This window comes from Mycolicibacterium elephantis DSM 44368, from assembly GCF_004014805.1.
Classification (GTDB): Bacteria; Actinomycetota; Actinomycetes; order Mycobacteriales; family Mycobacteriaceae; genus Mycobacterium; species Mycobacterium elephantis.
Genome location: NZ_ATDN01000006.1, coordinates 33,479 through 52,975, shown reverse-complemented (window position 1 = coordinate 52,975; position 19,497 = coordinate 33,479). Strand labels below are relative to the sequence as shown.

The 19,497-nt window shown below is 67.3% G+C and carries 21 protein-coding genes and 1 pseudogene; 15 read left to right on the top strand and 7 right to left on the bottom strand.

The window, feature by feature from the left end; translation table 11 throughout:
• Positions 1-9 precede the first annotated feature (9 nt).
• From scnC to MELE44368_RS05980, 4 genes are read left to right on the top strand one after another with little or no spacing between them, the layout of a single operon-like run.
• The gene (gene scnC / locus MELE44368_RS05995; protein ID WP_128107667.1) at positions 10-711 is read left to right on the top strand and encodes a thiocyanate hydrolase subunit gamma; all 702 of its coding nucleotides are present in this window, start codon (positions 10-12) and stop codon (positions 709-711) included.
• Positions 708-1,064 (top strand): thiocyanate hydrolase, encoded by a 357-nt coding sequence (locus MELE44368_RS05990; RefSeq protein WP_128107666.1) that lies wholly within the window; start codon positions 708-710, stop codon positions 1,062-1,064. Before scnC ends, MELE44368_RS05990 begins: the two co-directional genes overlap by 4 nt.
• Before the next feature lie 45 nt (positions 1,065-1,109).
• Positions 1,110-1,838 (top strand): EthD domain-containing protein, encoded by a 729-nt coding sequence (locus tag MELE44368_RS05985; RefSeq protein WP_128107665.1) that lies wholly within the window; start codon positions 1,110-1,112, stop codon positions 1,836-1,838.
• A gap of 14 nt (positions 1,839-1,852) precedes the next feature.
• Entirely contained in the window at positions 1,853-2,614 is a 762-nt protein-coding gene (locus MELE44368_RS05980) for an enoyl-CoA hydratase/isomerase family protein (RefSeq protein WP_128107742.1), read from the top strand.
• Positions 2,615-2,638: 24 nt separating this feature from the next.
• Here the strand turns inward: MELE44368_RS05980 and MELE44368_RS05975 are convergent, their stop codons facing one another.
• Complete coding sequence (locus tag MELE44368_RS05975) at positions 2,639-2,833, bottom strand: (2Fe-2S)-binding protein (RefSeq protein WP_128107664.1); 195 nt, start codon at positions 2,831-2,833, stop codon at positions 2,639-2,641.
• Positions 2,834-2,841: 8 nt separating this feature from the next.
• Positions 2,842-3,477, bottom strand: coding sequence for a fatty-acid--CoA ligase (locus tag MELE44368_RS05970; RefSeq protein ID WP_128107663.1), 636 nt, complete (start codon positions 3,475-3,477; stop codon positions 2,842-2,844).
• A gap of 241 nt (positions 3,478-3,718) precedes the next feature.
• On the opposite strand from MELE44368_RS05970, the gene bfr reads away from it, so the two are divergent.
• The 4 genes and pseudogenes from bfr (at position 3,719) to MELE44368_RS05950 (ending at position 7,715) form a co-directional block, all read left to right on the top strand.
• Positions 3,719-4,204, top strand: coding sequence for a bacterioferritin (bfr, locus tag MELE44368_RS05965; RefSeq protein ID WP_128107662.1), 486 nt, complete (start codon positions 3,719-3,721; stop codon positions 4,202-4,204).
• A 76-nt stretch (positions 4,205-4,280) separates the two neighbouring features.
• A pseudogene (locus MELE44368_RS05960) lies at positions 4,281-5,774 on the top strand (MFS transporter); the annotation flags it as partial.
• 67 nt (positions 5,775-5,841) lie between these two features.
• Positions 5,842-6,324, top strand: coding sequence for a carboxymuconolactone decarboxylase family protein (locus tag MELE44368_RS05955; protein WP_128107661.1), 483 nt, complete (start codon positions 5,842-5,844; stop codon positions 6,322-6,324).
• A 29-nt stretch (positions 6,325-6,353) separates the two neighbouring features.
• Complete coding sequence (locus tag MELE44368_RS05950) at positions 6,354-7,715, top strand: type I glutamate--ammonia ligase (protein ID WP_128107660.1); 1,362 nt, start codon at positions 6,354-6,356, stop codon at positions 7,713-7,715.
• Between the two features lie 20 nt (positions 7,716-7,735).
• Here the strand turns inward: MELE44368_RS05950 and MELE44368_RS05945 are convergent, their stop codons facing one another.
• On the bottom strand, positions 7,736-8,152 hold the full coding sequence (locus MELE44368_RS05945) for a nuclear transport factor 2 family protein (protein WP_206613701.1): 417 nt from the start codon (positions 8,150-8,152) through the stop codon (positions 7,736-7,738).
• 16 nt (positions 8,153-8,168) lie between these two features.
• Entirely contained in the window at positions 8,169-9,959 is a 1,791-nt protein-coding gene (locus MELE44368_RS05940) for an N-acyl-D-amino-acid deacylase family protein (RefSeq protein ID WP_241566496.1), read from the bottom strand.
• Between the two features lie 118 nt (positions 9,960-10,077).
• Here MELE44368_RS05940 and MELE44368_RS05935 point away from each other — a divergent pair, with 118 nt between their 5' ends.
• The 5 genes from MELE44368_RS05935 to MELE44368_RS05915 all read left to right on the top strand — a co-directional run bounded on the left by MELE44368_RS05935 (position 10,078) and on the right by MELE44368_RS05915 (position 13,144).
• Complete coding sequence (locus tag MELE44368_RS05935; RefSeq protein WP_128107657.1) at positions 10,078-10,986, top strand: dienelactone hydrolase family protein; 909 nt, start codon at positions 10,078-10,080, stop codon at positions 10,984-10,986.
• 53 nt (positions 10,987-11,039) lie between these two features.
• Positions 11,040-11,435, top strand: coding sequence for a hypothetical protein (locus MELE44368_RS05930; protein ID WP_128107656.1), 396 nt, complete (start codon positions 11,040-11,042; stop codon positions 11,433-11,435).
• Positions 11,436-11,515: 80 nt separating this feature from the next.
• Positions 11,516-11,944, top strand: coding sequence for a cupredoxin domain-containing protein (locus MELE44368_RS05925; protein ID WP_128107655.1), 429 nt, complete (start codon positions 11,516-11,518; stop codon positions 11,942-11,944).
• 140 nt (positions 11,945-12,084) lie between these two features.
• Positions 12,085-12,456 (top strand): hypothetical protein, encoded by a 372-nt coding sequence (locus tag MELE44368_RS05920; protein WP_128107654.1) that lies wholly within the window; start codon positions 12,085-12,087, stop codon positions 12,454-12,456.
• Positions 12,446-13,144 carry an HAD family hydrolase gene (locus MELE44368_RS05915; RefSeq protein WP_241566495.1) on the top strand — a complete coding sequence of 233 codons (699 nt, stop codon included), beginning with the start codon at positions 12,446-12,448 and terminating at the stop codon, positions 13,142-13,144. Before MELE44368_RS05920 ends, MELE44368_RS05915 begins: the two co-directional genes overlap by 11 nt.
• On the opposite strand, the gene MELE44368_RS05910 is transcribed toward MELE44368_RS05915, so the two are convergent.
• Positions 13,145-14,428, bottom strand: coding sequence for a cytochrome P450 (locus tag MELE44368_RS05910; RefSeq protein ID WP_128107653.1), 1,284 nt, complete (start codon positions 14,426-14,428; stop codon positions 13,145-13,147). It abuts the gene before it with no gap.
• A gap of 101 nt (positions 14,429-14,529) precedes the next feature.
• On the opposite strand from MELE44368_RS05910, the gene MELE44368_RS05905 reads away from it, so the two are divergent.
• Positions 14,530-16,455, top strand: a complete 1,926-nt coding sequence (locus tag MELE44368_RS05905; RefSeq protein WP_128107652.1) for a flavin-containing monooxygenase — start codon at positions 14,530-14,532, stop codon at positions 16,453-16,455.
• On the opposite strand, the gene MELE44368_RS05900 is transcribed toward MELE44368_RS05905, so the two are convergent.
• The gene (locus MELE44368_RS05900) at positions 16,452-16,955 is read right to left on the bottom strand and encodes a nuclear transport factor 2 family protein (protein ID WP_128107651.1); all 504 of its coding nucleotides are present in this window, start codon (positions 16,953-16,955) and stop codon (positions 16,452-16,454) included. The genes MELE44368_RS05905 and MELE44368_RS05900 overlap by 4 nt on opposite strands.
• 74 nt (positions 16,956-17,029) lie before the next feature.
• The gene (locus tag MELE44368_RS05895) at positions 17,030-18,490 is read right to left on the bottom strand and encodes a glycosyltransferase family 39 protein (protein WP_128107650.1); all 1,461 of its coding nucleotides are present in this window, start codon (positions 18,488-18,490) and stop codon (positions 17,030-17,032) included.
• 25 nt (positions 18,491-18,515) lie between these two features.
• Here MELE44368_RS05895 and MELE44368_RS05890 point away from each other — a divergent pair, with 25 nt between their 5' ends.
• A complete protein-coding gene (locus tag MELE44368_RS05890) occupies positions 18,516-19,481 on the top strand; it encodes an alpha/beta hydrolase (protein WP_128107649.1) in 966 nt (321 codons plus the stop codon).
• The last annotated feature ends 16 nt before the right edge of the window (positions 19,482-19,497 follow it).

Genomic DNA, 19,497 nt, shown 5'->3' with positions numbered 1-19,497 from the left:
GGGGCGCCTATGAGCGATCACGATCACGAACGCACCATCGCCCCGATGGTCGACGAGATCACCGACTTCGAGGTGCTCGAGATCGCGCTACGCGAATTGTGTATCGAGAAGGGCATCTTCACTGCCGAGGAGCATCGCCGCTTCACCGAGTTCGCCGAGCAGATCGGCCCGACACCCGCGGCCCGGTTGGTGGCGCGGGCGTGGGTGGATCCCGAGTTCAAGAGGCTCGCGCTGAGCGAACCGATGGCGGCCAGCAAGGAAGTCGGCGTGGACTGGATGGAGCCGACGGGGTTCGGCACCCCAAGCGATTTCACCGCGTTCGAGATCCTCGCGGACACACCCGGGGTGCACCACGTCATCGTCTGCGCGTTGTGCTCGTGCTATCCGCGCCCGATCCTCGGCAACTCACCCGAGTGGTACCGCACCCCGAATTACCGGCGCCGCCTGGTCCGCTGGCCACGTCAGGTGCTCGCCGAATTCGGCCTGTACCTGCCCGACGACGTCGCGATCCGGGTGCAGGATTCCAATCAGAAGCACCGGTTCATGGTGATGCCGATGCGTCCGGAGGGCACCGAGGACTGGACCGAGAACCAGTTGACGGAGATCGTCACGCGGGACTGTCTGATCGGAGTCGCGCTGCCCAAACCCGGTGTGACGACCAACGTGATCACCCAGACCCGCCCCGCGATTCATCCGGCGTCGAGTTCATGAGCGCCGCCGAGAAGTCGCGCTCGGTCGCACCGCTACAGGACATCGTGCGCCGCAATCAGGTGTGGCCGCGGATGGCGGCCAAGTACGGCGTGGAGAACCCGGTGCCGCCGTGGAAGACCAGCCTCGACGGCATGTGCGACGCGCTCGACCGCGCCGCCTGCGACGCCGAGGTTCCGGACTTCAAGGAGCGTCGCGACGAGGAGGACGAGTTGTCGGCGACGCTGTACGCGGACCTGCCGTACCCGGAGAGCCAGCTGGTGGCGCTGGCGCATTCTCTTGTCGCCCGCGGCATCATCGACGAGACCGAACTGAGCCGGCGCATGGCCGAGATCCGCGACCGGCTGGAGGCCTAGCCGCCGACCACGCGCGCCGCCGCAGCCACGGTAGGGTTCGGCAGCGTGGAGAAAGTCATCATCACGCTGCGAGGCGCCGAGGCGGACGAAAAATGGTGTGCGCGAATGCGCGCCCGGGTGGCGGCCGACCTACTCGACATGGACCTGCCGGGCCTTGCCATCAACCTGCGCGACCCCGCGGTGCGGGACTCGCTGATGACGCTGACGACGATGGAGCCCCCGGTGGTCGCGTTCGTCACGCTGTGGACGCAACAGTCCTACGGCGAACAGGTGCGGGCCGCGGTCGCGCGGTTGCAGCACGAAGCCGGGGACGTCGCCGCCTATCTGGTCACCGAGTCCGTTCCGCTGGCCCCGCCCGACACCGTGCCCGGCCAGCGCAGCCCGGGCCTGGCCAACGTCGCACTGCTGCGCCGGCCCGCCGACATGGACGAGGCGACCTGGCTCGCGCGGTGGCACATCGACCACACCCCGGTGGCCATCGAGACCCAGGCGACGTTCGGCTACACACAGAACGCCGTCGTCCGGTCGCTGACGCCGGACGCACCGACGCTGGCCGCCATCGTCGAGGAACTGTTCCCCGAAGAGGCCATCTCGGACCTGCACGCCTTCTTCGGCGCCGCCGACGACGACGACCTGCGGGACCGGATGGAGCGGATGGTTGCCAGCACCGCGGCATTCGGCGCCAACCGCGACGTCGACACCGTCCCGACGAGCCGCTACGTCTATCGCACCCCGTTTGCCGGCAATCCGCTGCGTCGTACAGTCGACCGGTGACCGACGAGCAATCGATGCCACTGCAGATCAGCGACGAGAACCGGGTGCGCACCCTCACGTTGAACCGGCCCGAGGTCCTCAACGCCTTCAACGAAGAGCTGTATCACGCCACCGCGACCGCGTTGCGCGACGCCGCCGCCGATCCCGAGGTGGCAGTGGTGCTGCTCACCGGTGCGGGTCGCGCGTTCAGCGCGGGCAACGACCTCAACGAGATGCAGCGCCGCATCACCGATCCCGCCTTCAACGAGCAGGGCAGCCACTTCTCCACGATGATCGACGCGCTCACCGACCTGCCCAAGCCGCTGATCTGCGCGGTCAACGGCGTCGGAGTCGGTATCGGCGCAACGATTCTCGGCTACGCCGACCTGGTGTTCATGTCGTCGACCGCGAAGTTGAAGACCCCTTTCACCAGCCTCGGGGTCGCGCCGGAGGCCGCGTCGTCGTATCTGTTGCCGCGGCTGATGGGACGGCAGAACGCCGCGTGGCTGCTGATGTCATCGGAGTGGGTGGACGCCGAAGAGGCGCACCGGATGGGGTTGGCGTGGAAGGTGTGCGAACCCGACGACCTGTTGCCGCAGGCCCGCCGACACGCCAACATCCTTGCCGACAAACCGATTTCAAGCCTGATGGCGGTCAAACAGACGATCGTCGCCCCGACCCGCCCGGAGATCGCCGCCGCGACGGCCAGGGAGATCGAACACTTCACCGTGTTGATGGGTGGCGCGGCCAACGCCGAGGCGCTCGCGGACTTCACCGGTCGCCGCGCAGCCCGGTGATCCGCGATGAGGCGCGGCGCGGCGCTAGTGGTTGACGGCCTTGGGGCAGCCGTTGACCTCATGGTTGGATGCGATGATCGCGCGCAGGGTGCGCCGGCAGCGCCCGCAGTCACCGCCGGCGCCACACGCCTCGGCGATCTGCTTGGACGTCGTCGCTCCGTTTGCGACGGCCTCGTCGACGTCGTTGCTCGTGATTCCCATGCACAGACAGACAAACATCGGCGTCCCTAACCGCTTCGCTCGTCGATGCTCATGATGTGGGCGAACCTGCCCACGAACTGGGTGGGGTACGGGCCGAAACCCGCTTGGCACATCCATTCGGCGGCGGCATCGGGGTGGTCGAGCCACTGCCGGGCGGCGACCTCGTCCTCGATCTCCTGCAGGATCAGCACCTCGTGCCCGTCGTCGAGCGCCCGATACACCCAGATCTTGCGAACGCCGCCACGCTTGAACCGGTCCAGCCCGTCATGCACCTTGACCATCAACGCGCCGACGTCGTGCACCGACGACATGACACCGACCACCACGCGCCCGACATGATCTACGGGGGACGGCGGGTAGAGGTCGATCTTCTCCACCACTTCGCCGCCGAATATGGGCGGAATGTCATCGGCGCCGGAGATGTCGAACCACTCGAATATCGCGGGGGACCGCAAAACCTCCCGGATGGAGCCGGCCCGTCGAATTCCGATCGTGACCAATACTCGTCGCGGCTCCCAAATCGACGTATAGAGCACGACATGGTGGGCGCCTATCGACGCCAATCCGTCACGGTGCTTTTTCAGCCAATCCCACATCCGTTCGACGTCGTCGACGCGGAAGTCGCAGGCGAGAATAAGCGAGTGCAAATTGTTCTCACTCATCTCTTTTCCTGCCTGCTCGACGTGCCGCGAAGAGGTTAGCACAGTCTAACCTTACTTAGCCTAGGCAGTCCAGAGTTTGTGCCGGCTCGGCGGCCCATGGCACGCCCAACGCTCGCCGAAATGCCGAAATGCCGCGTCCCACAAGCTCAAACACTGTCTAGCGGCCCGCTTGTGCACTAGATTGGGTGGCGCACGACCGACAGCGACACTTGATCAGCCCTCAAGGTGCCAAGGAGCCACGATGCAAGGCGACCCGGACGTTCTGAAATTGCTCAACGAGCAATTGACAAGCGAACTCACGGCCATCAACCAGTATTTCCTGCATTCGAAGATGCAGGCGAATTGGGGCTTCACCGAGCTCGCCGAATACACCCGCAAAGAATCATTCGACGAAATGAATCATGCGGAAGACATCACCGACCGAATCCTCATACTCGACGGGTTGCCGAATTATCAGCGTTTGTTTTCTCTGCGAATCGGCCAGAATCTGCGTGAACAATTCGAGGCCGACCTGGCGATCGAGTACGAGGTGATGGCGCGGCTGAAGCCCGGGATCATCATGTGCCGCGAGAAGGAAGACGCCACGACCGCGAACCTGCTGGAGAAGATCCTCGCCAGCGAAGAGGAACACATCGACTATCTCGAAACCCAGCTGCAGCTGATGGACAAGCTGGGCGACGAGCTCTACGCCGCGCAGTGCGTCTCGCGGCCACCGACCAGCTTGTGACGGTCACCACCCGCGCCTGATCGCCGACCCGCGTCTTCGCCCGTGCCGTCCCGGCAACGACCGCGCTGCCGACGGTGGTGAGGTCATTCCGCTGCGGGATCGCGGCCGCTATCAGGGCGCGCTGGGTGCCGTCTTCGGCGTGACGACGGTGATCGGCCCGCTGCTGGGTGGCTACTTCACCGACCACCTCAGTTGGCGGTGGGCGTTCTGGATCAACGTGCCGGTCGGGATCGTGGTGCTCTTCGTGGCCGCGGCCGCCATCCCCGCGCTCGGCCGCCGGGACCGGCCCACGATCGACTACGCCGGCATCGTGTTCGTCGGCCTCGGCGCGGCGGGCCTCACGCTGGCCACGAGTTGGGGGGCGGCAGCACCTACGCCTTGGGCTCTCCGACGATCATCGGCCTGTTCGTCGGCTCGGTGGCCGCGCTCGCCGTCTTCCTCTGGGTGGAAAGCCGCGCGGCCGAACCGATCCTGCCGATCCGGCTGTTCGCCAGCCCGGTCTTCACGGTGTGCTGTGTGTTGTCGTTCATCGTCGGGTTCGCGATGCTGGGCGCGTTGACGTTCCTGCCGACGTACATGCAGTTCGTCGACGGGGTCTCGGCCACGGAGTCGGGGCTGCGCACGCTGCCGATGGTGCTCGGTCTGCTCCTGACCTCGATCGGCAGCGGCGCCGTCGTCGGCCGCACCGGACGCTACAAGGTCTTTCCGGTCGTGGGCACCGCGGTGATGGTGGCGGGCTTTGTCCTGCTGTCCCGGATGGACGCCGACACCTCGGTGCTCTTGCAGTCGCTCTACCTCTTCGTCCTCGGGACCGGGATCGGCATGTGCATGCAGGTGCTCATCCTGATCGTGCAGAGCACGGTCGGCTTCGACGATCTCGGCGTGGCGACCTCCGGTGTGACTTTCTTTCGGGCCATCGGAAGTTGGTTCGGCGCAGCGGTTTTCGGCTCACTGTTCGCCAACTTCGTCGACGGTCGGATCGGTGCGGCGCTCGCCGTCAGCGGTGCGCCGCCGGCGGCCGCGCAGTCGCCGCAGGTGTTGCACCAGCTGCCGCACGACGTCGCCGCCCCGATCGTCACCGCCTACGCCGACTCGCTCGGATTGGTGTTCCTGTTCGCCGCACCGGTCGCGTTCATCGGCCTGCTCGTCGCGCTGACCCTCAAAGAGGTGCCGCTGCACGAGATGGAGGCCGGCGGCGTGGATCTCGGTGAGGGGTTCGCGATGCCCGGCACCGACACTCCGGACCAGGTGCTGGAGTCCGCGATCGGCCGACTGCTGCGGCACTCGCCCGAGATCAGGCTGCGCAGCATCGCCGGCCGGCCGGGGTGTGAACTCGACGTCGCGCGGCTGTGGGCGCTGATCCAGATCTATCGGCACCGCCCGTCAGGTGGACACCGCGTCTTCGGTGTTGGTCAACGAGATCACCGAGAAGCTGGCCGCGTCGCAGGCGTTCGAGGGTAGGCCGGATCGAGCGCAGGGCGAGGCGGCGCTGGAGCGCATCGCGCATCGGATGCTGGTTCAGCGGGACTGGGACCGCGAGCAGGCGGAGATGACCGGCGCCGCGACATGATTGCCGCGGCCCCGCCCGCGTATTAGAACGTGTTCCAACTTCGCACCCGCCCGCGTACGATTCGGCCATGAGCCGAATAGGAGACTTCGCCGACGACGACGCGGCGGCCTGGGTGGTCAAGTCGCCCGACATCGGGAGCGCGATGGCCAATTTCACCAACGCGGTCTACACCAAGAATCGGCTGCCGATGCGCGTGCGCGAGTTGGCCAGGATGGTCATCGCCCTGGCCAACGAATGCGTCGTGTGCCAGAACACCCGGGATTCGCAGGGGGTGGCGGCCGGCGTCGACGAGGATCTCTACGACCATGCCGCGCAGTGGCGGACGTGGCCGGGTTACAGCACCCAGGAGCGCCTCGCCGCGGAGTTCGCCGAACGGTTCGCCAACGACCACACCGGCCTGCGCGACGACGAGGACTTCTGGGCGCGGTGCCGCGAGCACCTCGACGACGAACTGCTCACCGATCTGGCGCTGTCGTGCGCGATGTGGCTGGGCATGGGCCGGATGCTGCGCACCCTCGACATCGGCCAAAGCTGCAAGATCACGCTGTAACCGCCCGCGCGAGCACGCAGAATTAGCGCATGACATCGCGCGCCGCCAAACCGCTCGCAGCCGCCGCGATCGCCCAACTCGAGGCCGACGGGGTGATCACGCTGATCGGCACGGTCGTCAACCCCGCGGGGCTCACGCTGGCCAAGACCGTGCCGCTCCGGCGGATGAGCACGTTCGCCGATCCCGGACTGGGCGCCAGCCCGGTGTGGCATGTGTTCGCCATCGACCAGACCGGCATCGTGTTCGGCGATGCGATCGGCGTGGTCGGGGATCAGCGGATCCGCATCGACCTCGGCGCGCTTCGTATCCTCGGGGACGGATTGGCCTGGGCCCCTGGCGCTTTCTTCAACCAGGACGGTTCGCCCGATCCCTACTGCAGCCGCGGTGCGCTCAGCAGGGTGGCCGAACGGCTCACCGACGCGGGCATCGACGCGGTCGTCGGGCACGAGATGGAATTCGTGCTGGTGGGCCCGGACGGCGCGCGGCTGCCGTCGCACCTGTGGGCTCAGTACGGGCTGGCCGGCGTGCTGGAGTTCGAGGGCTTCGTTCGTGACGTCACCAATGCCGCAGCCGGATCAGGTGTTTCGATCGAGCAGTTCCACCCCGAGTACGGGCGCAACCAGTTCGAGATCTCGCTGTCCCCGGTGCCGCCGCTGGCCGCGGCCGACCAACTGGTGCTCATGCGCATCATCATCGGCCGCGTCGCCCGCAAGCACGGACTGCGGGTCAGCCTGTCGCCGGTACCGTTCGCAGAGAGTGTGGGATCGGGCTCGCATCAACACTTTTCGCTCACCCGTGACGACACCCCGCTGTTCTCGGGCGGAGACGGTGTCGGCTCGATGACGCCAGAGGGCCAGTCGGCGATCGCCGGGCTGATCGCCGGGCTGCCGGAGGCGCAGGGGGTGCTGTGCGGCTCGGTGCTGTCCGGCATGCGGCTGAAGCCGGGGCATTGGTCGGGTGCGTACGTCTGCTGGGGCACCGAGAACCGGGAAGCCGCAGTGCGTTTCCTCATCGGCGGGCCGGGCAACCCGTGCGGCGCCAACGTCGAGGTGAAGGTGATCGACCCGTCGGCCAACCCGTATCTCGCAACAGCCACCATCCTGGGGTTGGCGCTCGACGGCATCGAGCGCGAGCTGTCCCTGGGGCAGGAGACGACCGTCGGTCCGGCCACCCTGACCGACGCGCAACGAGAACAGGCCGGCATCGCGCTGCTCTCACCGGATCACCGCGAGGCGATCGAGCGGCTGGACCGATCGTCGTTGCTGCGTTCGATCCTCGGTGACGAGGTCGTCGACGCCACCGTCGCGGTGCGCCGTTACGAGCACGCCACCTACGGCGACATGGCGCCCGACGAACTGGCCGAAAGGTTCCGGCTGGCCTGGAGCGTATGAGTCGGCGGGGCCTCGGTGTCTCACACCAGGCCGGTCGCGTCGAACACCCAACTCATGTCGGCGTTCGCGAAGTCCTCCATCCAGGTCGGCGGGGCGTTGTTGGCCAGCGCGCCCATGTCCCAGTAGTCCTTCCACAGCGTGATCTTGCCGTCGACCACCTTGTGCACCGAGACGAACTTCAGGACAGCGGATTCACCTGTGGGCCAGTGCCATTCCTCGCTGTGTTCGTACATCGCGTCGGTGCCGTTGTCGACCAGCAGCCCGGTGAAGTTCTCGTAGGACGCCAGCGGCTCCAGGCCGATCTTCAGCCGCTTGACGATGTCCTCGGGTCCGCGCGCCGCCGCGGACGGGCCGACGGGCACGTCGAGGTAGATGCAGTCGTCCGAGAGGAACGTCTTCACCTGATCCCAATCGCGCGCGGACAGCGCCTTCCACATCCCCAGAACGGTATCTTCAACTGACACTGGTGAATTCGCCTTCCTGTGCGGAGATCGCGGGCGCCTTGTGCGCTGCGCGCAAGAACCGGCCGGTGCGTTGCCTGCCGACAAGCTCGGTCGGCCGACCGCCGACGAAGACCGCCCAACCGCCGACGTAGACGGCGGTCACGGTGTCGTCGTTGCGGTTGACCATCCGCGACAGTCCGCCGTACTGCTCGACGGCGTCCTCGGCGTAGGCATCCAGCGAGTCGTCGAGCCGGGCCGGGTCGACGATCACGAGATCGGCGCGGTCGCCGATGCGCAGGTGCCCCGCGTCCAGGCGATACCAGTCGGCGAGTTCACCGGTGAGCCGGTGCACGGCCTGCTCGATGCTCAGAAACGGCCGGCCGGCCCGCTCGGCGTCGCGGACATGGCGCAGGAACCGCAGGCCCATGTTGTAGAAGGCCATGTTGCGCAGGTGCGCGCCGGCATCCGAGAAGCCCATCTGGATGCCGCCGTCGCGCGCGAGCTTCTGGAGCACCTCGGGCCGATGGTTTGAGATGGTCGTGCGCCAACGCAGCGCGCGACCGTGTTCGAGCACCAGGTCGAGGAACGCGTCGACGGGGTGCAACCCGCCGCGCTCGCGCCCGACCTGCCCGAACGATTTTCCGATGATCGACACGTCGGGGCATTCGACGATCTCGGCGTCGAAGAAGTCGCGCTGCCACACCCGGATGCCGAGCTTGCTTTCGTAGTCCTTGCGGAACCGGCGGCGGTAGGCCTCGTCGCGGAACAGTTCGTTGCGCTCGACCTCGTCGCGCAGGTGCAGCGCCGCGGCGCCGGCGCCGAACTCCTCGAAGACCACCAGATCGATGCCGTCGGCGTAGACCTCGAACGGCACCGGCAGGTGCTGCCAGCGGAAGTTCCCACCGAGTCTGTTGACCAACCGGGCGGCCGGGCCCAGCGCGTGGATGCTGTACGGGTTGGACTTCACGTCGGCCGCCGACAGCAGGCTGGTCTTGAGCGGGTTGCGGAAGACGCCGAGCGACTGTGCCAGTTGGGACAGCAGGTTCAGCGGGTTCTGAATGTCGGGGCCGGACTGCAACACGCGCCCCGTTCGCCGCAGCAACGCCTTGAGCCTGCGCAGTTCGCGGGGTTTGGCATACGTGGACGGCAGCGTCCGCGACCGGCAGATGTCGCCGTCGAGTTTGTCGAAAAGCAGTTGCTGCGAGGACATTCCGACGAAGCCCGCCTTCAGCGCCTCCGAGAGCCATCGCTCCATCTGGAGCTGCTCGCTGCGGGTGGGGCGCACATCCTTGCGGGTGGCGCGGTCAAGTCCCATGATGGCGGCGCGCATGTCGGAGTGCCCGATGAATGCTGCCAGATTCGGGCCGAGGGGCCGTGACTCCAACGCCGCGATGTACTCCTCGCAGTTCGTCCATGTCTTGTGGCGATCGACCGCGTCGATGACGTGATCGCGCGGAATGGCCTCGACGCGGCCGAAGATGTCGCCGGCGTCGGTCCCGCCGACGTGGACGGTGGACAGCGAACAGGAACCGAGCAGCACCGTGGTCACGCCGTGCCGCAGCGATTCGGCGAGCGACGGGCCGTCGAGCACCTCGACGTCGTAGTGGGTGTGGATGTCGAGCATGCCGGGCAGCACCCATTTTCCGGACGCGTCGATGACCTCGGGGCAGCCGGTCGGGTCGAGCTCGTCTTCGGTGATGGTCGTGATGTGGCCGTTGCGGATGCCGATGTTGCGAACCGCGGACGGCGCGCCGGTGCCGTCGAACCAGCGGCCGTTGCGGATGATCGTGTCGTAGGTCACCCCGTCATAGAACAGGGCGCCAATTAGCCTGTCAACGAAAACTGTGAACAGATTTCCGATTCTGTCTATTTTGTCCGATGACCTGGCATTATCGGCCGACCGGAGCATACTAGCCAAGATGACGCCACTGCAGCGCTACATCGCTGAGGAAATCGCCATCGACCACGTCGACGGGCTGTTGTCCAGACGCGAGGCCCTGCGCAGGCTCGCACTGCTCGGTGTCGGCACCGCCGCGGCGACGGCCCTGATCGCCGGGTGCAGCGACAACCGCCAACCCGAGGCTCAGACCACCGCCACGTCGAGCGAGCCCGCGACGGGCGGCGGTCCGCCGGGTGCGCAGACCGCGGTGGAGACGACCCCGATCACCTGGCCCGGGCCGCGCGGTGAGCTGCAGGGGGCGTGGGCGGAGGCGTCGGACCCACGCGGCGCTGTGCTGGTCATCCACGAGAACAGGGGGCTCAACGACCACATCCGGTCGGTGGCGGGCCGCTTCGCGGGCACCGGCTACTCCGCGCTGGCGATCGATCTGCTGTCCGGACAGGGCGGAACGGGCGCTTTCGCCGATCCGGCGGAGGCCACCGCGGCGCTCAGCAAGATCCCGCCCAGGGACGCCGTCGCCGACATGCGATCCGGAATCGACGAGCTCAGCCGCCGCGTGCCCGATCGAAAGCTGGCCGCCGTCGGCTTCTGCATGGGTGGCGCGATGGTGTGGCGGCTGCTGAACGCAGGGGAACCGCGGCTGTCGGCGGCCGTCCCGTTCTACGGCCCGGCCCCGAAGAATCCGGACTTCTCCAAGTCCAAAGACGTTGCGGTGCTGGGGATCTACGCGGCGCAGGATGAGCGGGTCAACGCCACCGAGCCGGTGGCCCGCGCGGCGCTGGAGAAGGCGGGGATGCAGTTCGAACTGGTCACCGAACCCGACGCCAACCACGCGTTCTTCAACGACACCGGCAAGCGCTACAACGCCGCCGCGGCCGCCGACGCGTGGCAGCGCGTGCAGGACTGGTTCGCCCGCTACCTGGCCTAGTGCCTAATGCGCGAGTGCCTGCTCGCGAGGAACGGGTGATCTACCATCCAAGGATGATCAGGCCGCTGATGGTTGTCGCCGCGTCGCTCACCCTGCTGGGCACGACCGGCGCGGTGGCCGGCGCGCAGCAGGACGCGGGGGTGTGCGACTACCGACTGTCGGCGCCCTACGTCGTCGATGTGTCCGGAACCGCCATGGTGACCGCGACGCTGGAACCCGGGGCCTGCGACCAGGCCACCGTGTTCTCGACGGTGGCCTGCGTGCAGCTGGAGGGCGCGGCGGGGCCCGGCCAGTGCCGATCCAACAACGGGAACCTGCCCGCTCGGGTGTACTACGGCGCGTACCAACCGGGCGCGACGTATGTGTCCACCGGCCGGGGTTGCGCCACCGTCGGCAACCCGCCGCAGCCGGTCTGTCAGCCGACGGGCCCGATCACCGCGACGCTGTAGCGATATCGCCGAACACCGGCGGGTCGAACCCGCGCGGTTCGATACTCGTGTCCTCGGTAGCCGCAAAGTAAGGGGACACCATGAAGAAGGTCTTGCTGTTCTGCACCGCCCTGTGCCTGCTCGCCGCGGTCGCCGTGGGCTGCACCCAGTCGGCGACCACCGAGGACGAGGCCGCGGGCACGGCCACCGCGACGGGCACCGCGACCACGACGACCACCGCCGCCGAGGAGACGACGACCACCAGCGCGCCCGCGGCGGCCGAGGCCGCGACGATCACGATCGCCGACATGAGCTTCGGCGACACGGTCACCGTGGCGCCCGGCACCCAGATCACCGTGACGAACAACGACTCCGTCGAGCACTCGGTGACGTCTCCGACCGAGGGCGCCTTCGATGTGCACGTCGACGGCGGTCAGCAGGCCACGTTGACGGCGCCGACCGAACCCGGCGAGTACGCGTTCTACTGCGTGTATCACCCCTCGATGACGGGCACCTTGATCGTCCAGTGAACAGGCGCTGACCTCGGATTTCGGTTCCATCCGGTTTAGCCCTCCACTTCACGGGCATTCGTGTTATTAGCGGGTCCGTCAGGCACGGGCCCCGAATGAACGAAGGAGCCGAGATGGACAACGCCGTCATATGGGTCATCGTGGCAATCGCGGTGATCATCGCGCTCGCAGTGCTGGCCTACGTTGCGATGCAGTCGCGCAACCGCAAGCGGCACGTGCAGGCCGAACGCATCCGCGAAGAGGTGCACCAGGAATCCCAGCGGGTGGAAAAGCGTGAGGCGCTTGCTCAGGAGACCGAGGCCAAGGCGCGTGCCGCGCAGGCCGACGCCGAGGCGAAGGCGGCCGAGGCCGCCAGGCTGGCGGACACCGCGGCAACGCATCGCGATTCGGCCGCCGCGTCACAGCAGGATCTCGACGCCCGCCGCGAGCACGCCGATTCGATCGATCCGAAAGCGAGGACGAACGATTCGATGGATCCGAAGGCGAAGACGACCGATCGCCGTGAGCCGTAGCCGCAGCGCTCCGCCCGCCGTGCTGTTCGACATCGACGGCACGCTGGTCGACTCGAACTACCTGCACGTGCACGCGTGGAGCCGGGCGTTCGCGGAGGTGGGCATCCCCGTCGAAGCGTGGCGCATCCACCGCTCGATCTGCATGGACGGCAGCACGCTCGTCGCTGCCTTGGCCGACGATGCCGACGAGAACAGCCGGGAACGCGTCAAGGACCTGCATTCGCGCTACTACAAGGAGATGACCCCGGAGTTGCGACGCCTGCCCGGTGCCCGCGAACTGCTGGAGGTCGTCCATCAGCTGGAACTGCAGATCGTCCTGGCGACCTCGGCGCCCGAAGACGAGTTGTCGATCCTGCGCGAGGTGCTCGACAGCGATCATCTGGTGTCGTCGGTGACGTCATCGGCTGACGTGGAGACCGCCAAACCTCAACCCGACATCGTCGAGGTCGCGCTCGACCGGGCCGGGGTGCCCGCCGCGCACGCCGTGTTCGTCGGCGACGCGGTGTGGGACGTCGTGGCCGCCCAGCGCGCCGGCGTGGAGACCGTCGCGCTGCTCAGCGGAGGAACATCCCAGGCCGAGCTGGAAAACGCCGGCGCGGCACGGGTTTTCGAGAACCCGTTGGAGCTGTGCCAGCATCTGGACGACACGCCCATCGCCGCGCTCGCCAACATCATGCGCGCGCGGTAGTCAGCGAGGCGGGGTCCAGGCCACCGGCAGCCGTTTGATGCCGTGGATGAACGCCGAATGCAGCCGGTCGGGCTCCTCGATCGCGGTGATGTCCGGCAGTTGGGTGTGCAGTTCCTCGAAGGCGACCGTGATCTCGCGGCGGGCGAGGTTGGCGCCCAGGCAGAAGTGGGCGCCGCCGCCGCCGAAGCCGACGTGCGGGTTGGGGTGGCGGCGGACGTCGAAGCGCCACGGGTCGGCGAACTTCATCTCGTCGCGGTTCGCCGACCCGTACCAGAGCGTCACCTTGTCCCCGGCGGCGATCTTCACGCCGCGCACCTCGGTGTCGCAGGTGGCGGTGCGGCGCATGTACGCCACCGGCGACGCCCAGCGCACGATCTCCTCGACCGCCGTCGGCGCCACCTCGTCGTAGTCGCGCCACCACTCGTCGCGCTGCTCGGGGTAGCGGCTCAGCGCGAGCACCCCGTGGCTGATCGCGTTGCGAGTGGTCTCGTTCCCGGCGACGACCAGCAGGATGAAGAACGACGCGATCTCGCCGGAGGTCAGCCCCTCACCGTCCAATTCCGCCTGCACCAGGCTGGTGGTGAGGTCGTCACCGGGCCGGGCCCGCCGGTCGTCTGCCATCTCCTTCGCATACGCGCCGATGTCCATCGCGACCCGGGCGAACTCGTCGAAGTCGGTCGCGATGTCCGGGTCGCCGAAGCCGAGGATGACGTTGGTCCAGTGGAAGATCTGCTGGTGATCCTGTTCGGGGATGCCCATCATGTCGCAGATGATCTGCAGAGGCAGCGGGCCGGCCAAATCCGCGACCAGCTCGCCCTTGCCGTCGGGATGGGCGGCCACCATGTCCTGGACCAGCCGCCGGGCGCGGTCGCGCACAAAGTCCTCGACCATCGCCAGCACACGCGGCGTGAACGCGCTGCGCACGATGTTGCGCAGCCTGCCGTGCCGTGGGTCGTCCATCGCGATCATCGAGCCGAAATACTCGGCGAGCTCCGGGTCCTGGTCGCCGATCGTGATGCCCAGTGCCGAGCTGAAGATTTCGGGGTGGCGGCTGGCGTGGAAGACGTCGTCGTAGCGGGTCAGCGCCCAATGACCGGCGACTTCCTCCTCGGCGTTCTCGATGTAGGCCGAGTGGAAGGACACCGGCGCCTCGCGGCGCAGCGTGGCGAACGCGCCGTCGCGGATGTCGTCGTCGAGCCCCCAGAACTCCCATGACCCCAGGTCGATGTCCGCCAGCGGTACGTCGGGCGGCGCGGCGCCGTTGACCCGGGTCACGATTCCCACCTTCGCCAGCCTACCCACGTCATTCCGCCGAGCAGACGTGAAAACCCCTAAAAGTGGGCCATTTCGGGGGTTTTCACGTCTGCTCGCGCTAGAAAGGGGAGGTGCGAAATCCACATGCCGGGCAGCCGTTCACGACGACGGACGAGGAGATCGCCGAGGCGCTGCTCGACGTCAGCATCCCCACGCTGCTGCTGTCGTGCGTGCACATGGCGGGCGACCCGAGCATCATCCGGGGCGAGCTCAAGCCCGCGGGCCTGTTCCTCAACGAGGTGCAGGGCTACATGTCCGAGGAGGACAAGGCCGCCGCGCGCAAACTCGCGCTGGAGATCATCGCCGACTACCGCGACCGTGGCTGCCCGGAGCCGGAGCCGATCGGGGCCGACCTGCTACACGAGATGATGCAGTGGCTGGTGTGTGAGCCGGTGCCCGACGAGTATGTGCCGATGCTTCTCGAGGAGATGGAGCTCGACGGCAGAGACAGCCGGGCCGCCCGCGCCGCCGTCGAGGGCGACGCCGCCGACTTCCCGGTCGTGGTCATCGGCTGCGGCGAATCGGGCCTGCTGGCGGGGATCCGACTCAAACAGGCGGGCATCCCGTTCACCATCGTCGAGAAGAACGCGGGCGTCGGCGGCACGTGGTACCAGAACACGTACCCGGGCGCGCGCGTCGACGTGCCCAACCACTTCTACTGCTACAGCTTCGAGCCCACCGATCAGTGGACCCACTTCTTCGCCGAACAGCCGGAGCTGCAGGCGTATTTCGAACGCGTGATGGACAAGCACGACATCGGCCGCCACGTCCTGTGGGAGACCGAGGTCACCGAGGCAGCCTGGGACGACGACACCGCCACGTGGACGGTTCGTGTCCGCGACCGCAACGGAACGCCAACCGAACTGTCGGCGCGTGCGGTGATCAGCGCGGTCGGGCAGCTCGACCGGCCGCACATACCGACGATCGACGGACAGCACGAGTTCACCGGCCCGACATTCCATTCCAGCGCGTGGGACCACACCGTCGACCTTCACAGCAAGCGGGTCGCGATGATCGGCGCGGGGGCCAGCGGCTTTCAGATCGCGCCGACGATCGCACCGGATGTCGGGCACCTCACCATATTTCAACGCACGGCGCAGTGGATGTTCCCGAACATGGGCTACCACGACGAAGTCGGCCCCGGCGTGCAATGGGCGCTCCGACACCTACCCTTCTACGGCCGCTGGTATCGCTTCCTGCTGTTCTGGCCGTGGTGCGACAAGGGGTTCGACGTGGCGCGCGTCGACCCGAGTTACCCGGACCAGCAGAGGGCGGTCAACGAGGTCAGCGAGGGCGCCCGCATCATGTTCACCGAGTGGATCAAAAGCCAGGTCGGCGACGATCCCGAGCTGTTGGCCAAGGTGGTGCCGGACTACCCACCGACCGGGAAGCGCACCCTGCAGGACAACGGCAGCTGGCTCAAAACCTTGACGCGCGAGAACGTCGACCTCGTCCGGACCGGGATAGACCATATCGAGTCCGACGCCGTCGTCACCGAGGACGGTACTCGGTATCCGGCCGACGTCCTCATCTACGCCACCGGATTCGCGCACACCAAGCTGTTGTGGCCCATGACCATTCGGGGCCGTGGCGGTGAAATCCTCAGCGAGCGTTGGGGGGAGCGGCCGGCGGCCTACCTGGGTATCACCATTCCCGGCTACCCGAACTTCTTCTGCATGAACGGCCCCGGCACCTGGTTGGCGAGCGGCGGCAGCCTCATCTTCCACTCGGAATGCCAGATGCGCTACATCACACAGTGTCTGGAGTTACTGATCGCCGACGGTCACAGGACGATGGAGCCCACCGTCGAAAAGACGACCGACTGGCACCAACGCAGTCAGGCCGAGATGCGCACGTTGGTCTGGTCGCAACCCACGATCAAGCACTCCTATTTCAAGAACAGTTTCGGCGAGGTGCACACGCTGTCGCCGTGGCGCCTTGTCGACTACTGGAACTGGACCCGCGAACCGGATCCGACCGACTTCGTGATCCGTTAGGCCAGTTCCCAGTTCATGTTCTCGGCGAACGCGCGGGCGTCGTCGCTGAGGGTTCCGAGTTCATGGCAACGCTTGATGTACCCCTGCACCATGACGAGGAAGTTCATCGGGTTGTAGGCGTCTTCCTCGTAGCTCCACTTGCCGTCCCCGGCGTACTTGAGCACGGTGATGACCGGCGTCTCGTGGATACTGCCGTCGCCGGGGTCCTTCATGCGGTTCATCACCTTGCTGATGACCCAACCTTTGTCGGTGTCGATCGAGGACCACTCGACCGGGTAGTGCGGCATCTCGCTGCCCGGAAACATGTTCATCGTGGAGACGATCCACTCCCGGATCGGTTCGCGCCCAGTCATGTTGCCCATGGCATGTTCGACGTAGGTGGCGTCTTCGGTGAACTGGTCGGCGTAGGCCGACCAGTTCCAGGTGTCGCCGATCTCCGTCACCGCCTGCTCGTATTGGTGGAACGCGTCTTCGATCTCCTCGCGTGACCACTGACCCATTCGCAAGACTCCTTCGGCACGCGGCGGCAGATTCGAACTGGTTCTACCAAACCGGGCCCGGCGGCGAAGCGGTTTCAGCCGACCGTCAAGCTGCGCATCTGCGGCCAGATCTGCTCCCACGGCTGACGTTGCCCGGTCAGCAGGTAGGCCTGCATATCGTCGGCGATCTCGGCGATCGGCTCGCTCTCCGTGAAATACGAAGCGATCTCCTCCTCGTCGCTGCCGACGTAGAGCGCGGTGTCGTACTCGGCGGGCGGGGGAGGAAAGAATCCGTAACTGCGGTTGGTGCTGTAAGCCTGCGGCAGTTCGAATCGGGTTGAGTAGCCGTCGATGTAGGCGGCGACGATATAGGACTGGCCGATCACCACGGTGCGGGCGCGCTGCTCCTCGGGCAACGCGTGATAGGCGCCCGCGGTATCGCGGGCGATCTGCTCACCGGCGTCGGCACGAATGATCGTGACGGACAACACCAGCACCGCGGCCGCGAGCGCCGCGCTGGACACGCCGGCCGACCACACCAGCCACCGGCGCGCGCAGCGACCCGCCTGCCGGCGTCGCTGCAGGCCTAACGCCCCGAAGGCCGCCAGCGGCGCGTACAAGCCTGCCACGTAGTAGGGGCGGCCCGGCGAGGCGACGAACACCGCGAACAACACCAGGAACGCGACGCCGAGAAAGCGGTAGTCGCGCAGCTGCGGCTCGCGCCACAGCCGGCAGAGGCCGTAACCCATCAGCGCGGTTCCGATGACCCCTGCGAAGAGCAGCATCTGCAGCGCGACGCCGATCCGCCCGCCGTACAGTGCGTCGGCCTCGCCGATCACCACCGACGACATGCTCAGCTGCGGCCACCCGTTGGCGTGCTGCCACAGCAGCGTCGGCGCCGCGAGCAGCGCGGCAACGGCGGCGCCTGCCCACAGCGACGGCCGGCGCAACAACTCGCGTGGGCCGACCGCGGCGACCGCCACGAGCAGCACCGCGCACAACAGCAACACCTGGAACTTCGTCAGCGCGGCGATCCCGGCGACGACGCCGAACACCAGCAGCAGGCGATCGTCGCGCACCCGTAGCCACCGGATGAGCAGCCACACCATCATCAGCCACTGCACCGGTTCGAGCATGTAGGGCGTCAGCCAGTGTCCGCCCAGGGCGACCCACACGCCGGTCGCCTGCGCGAACGCGGTTAGTAGCTGTGCGCGACGGTCACCTCCGAGTTCGCGCGCGATCAGCGCCGCGACCACCACGGCGCCCGCGGTTGCGAGCACCACCGGCACTCGCAGCACCGGCAGCGAGCCGGGAGCGATCGCGTCCATGACCGCCGCAAGCGCGGGCGTGAGCGGCGGCTGGTCGGCCGACCCCCAGTCGAGGTGATGACGGCCGATGGCCAGCATGTACACCTCGTCGAACCAGTAACCCTGCGCTAATGACCCTGCAACACAGTGCAATACGGCGACCAGGCCCGCGATCGGCAAAACCGCCGTCGTGGCGAAGGGGCTGATGGTGTGTTGATCGTCGGCGGTGTCCAATCGCGTCGCGGTCATATGGCTCCAAGCTAGTGTCTGAAGAATGGCACTCGGGATGGACCTCAAGGTGGCCGAGCAGATGGCCCCGTTGCTGGCGGCGCTCGGCGAGGTCGAGCCGCCCCCTGTCGGTGATGTCGCAGCACGTCGTGTCAACGGGCACCGGATGTTCGACGCGGTCACGGCCGCCACGACGCCGGCACCGGGGGTGGCGATCCAGCGGCACGCAATGCCCGTCGCCGACGGCACAACGGTAGACCTGCTCTGGTATCACCTGTCCGACGCGTCAGGCGGTCCTGGTAGCGCAGCGTTGTACGTACACGGTGGCGGAATGATTTTCGGGCTGGAGCACATCGGCGCCCTCTACGACTTCGCCGTGCGCGACTATGTCGCGGCCTCCGGGGTGCCGATGCTCGTCGTCGACTATCGCGTCGCACCCGAACACCCGCACCCCACACCGGTGGAAGACTGTTATGCCGCGCTGGAATGGCTGGTCGCCACCGCCCCCACGCTGGGGGTGGACCCGGCCCGCATCGCGGTGATGGGCGACAGCGCGGGCGGCGGCCTGGCGGCGGGGGTGTGCCTGATGGCACGCGACCGCGGCGGCCCGGCCGTCGCGCAGCAACTGTTGATCTACCCGATGCTCGACGACCGCACGGCCACCCCGGATCCGCAACTGTTGCCGTTCCTGACCTGGACCTACGACGACAACGTCACCGGATGGGGCGCGTTGCTCGGCGCGAGCACCGGGACCGACGCGGTGTCACCGTACGCCGCACCCGCCCGCGCCGAGGACCTCTCCGGCCTGCCCGACACCTATCTGGACGTCGGCGATCTCGACATCTTCCGCAAAGAAGACGTCGCCTACGCGACCCGGCTCGCCGATGCGGGGGTGCCGACCGAGCTCCACGTGCACCCCGGGTGCCCGCATGCGTTCGAGGCGCTGGCCGCCGACGCGCCGGTGTCGCGCCGGGCCCTCGCCGATCGGATCCGGCGCCTGTGCAGCCTCTAGATCGAGACTCGTTGCC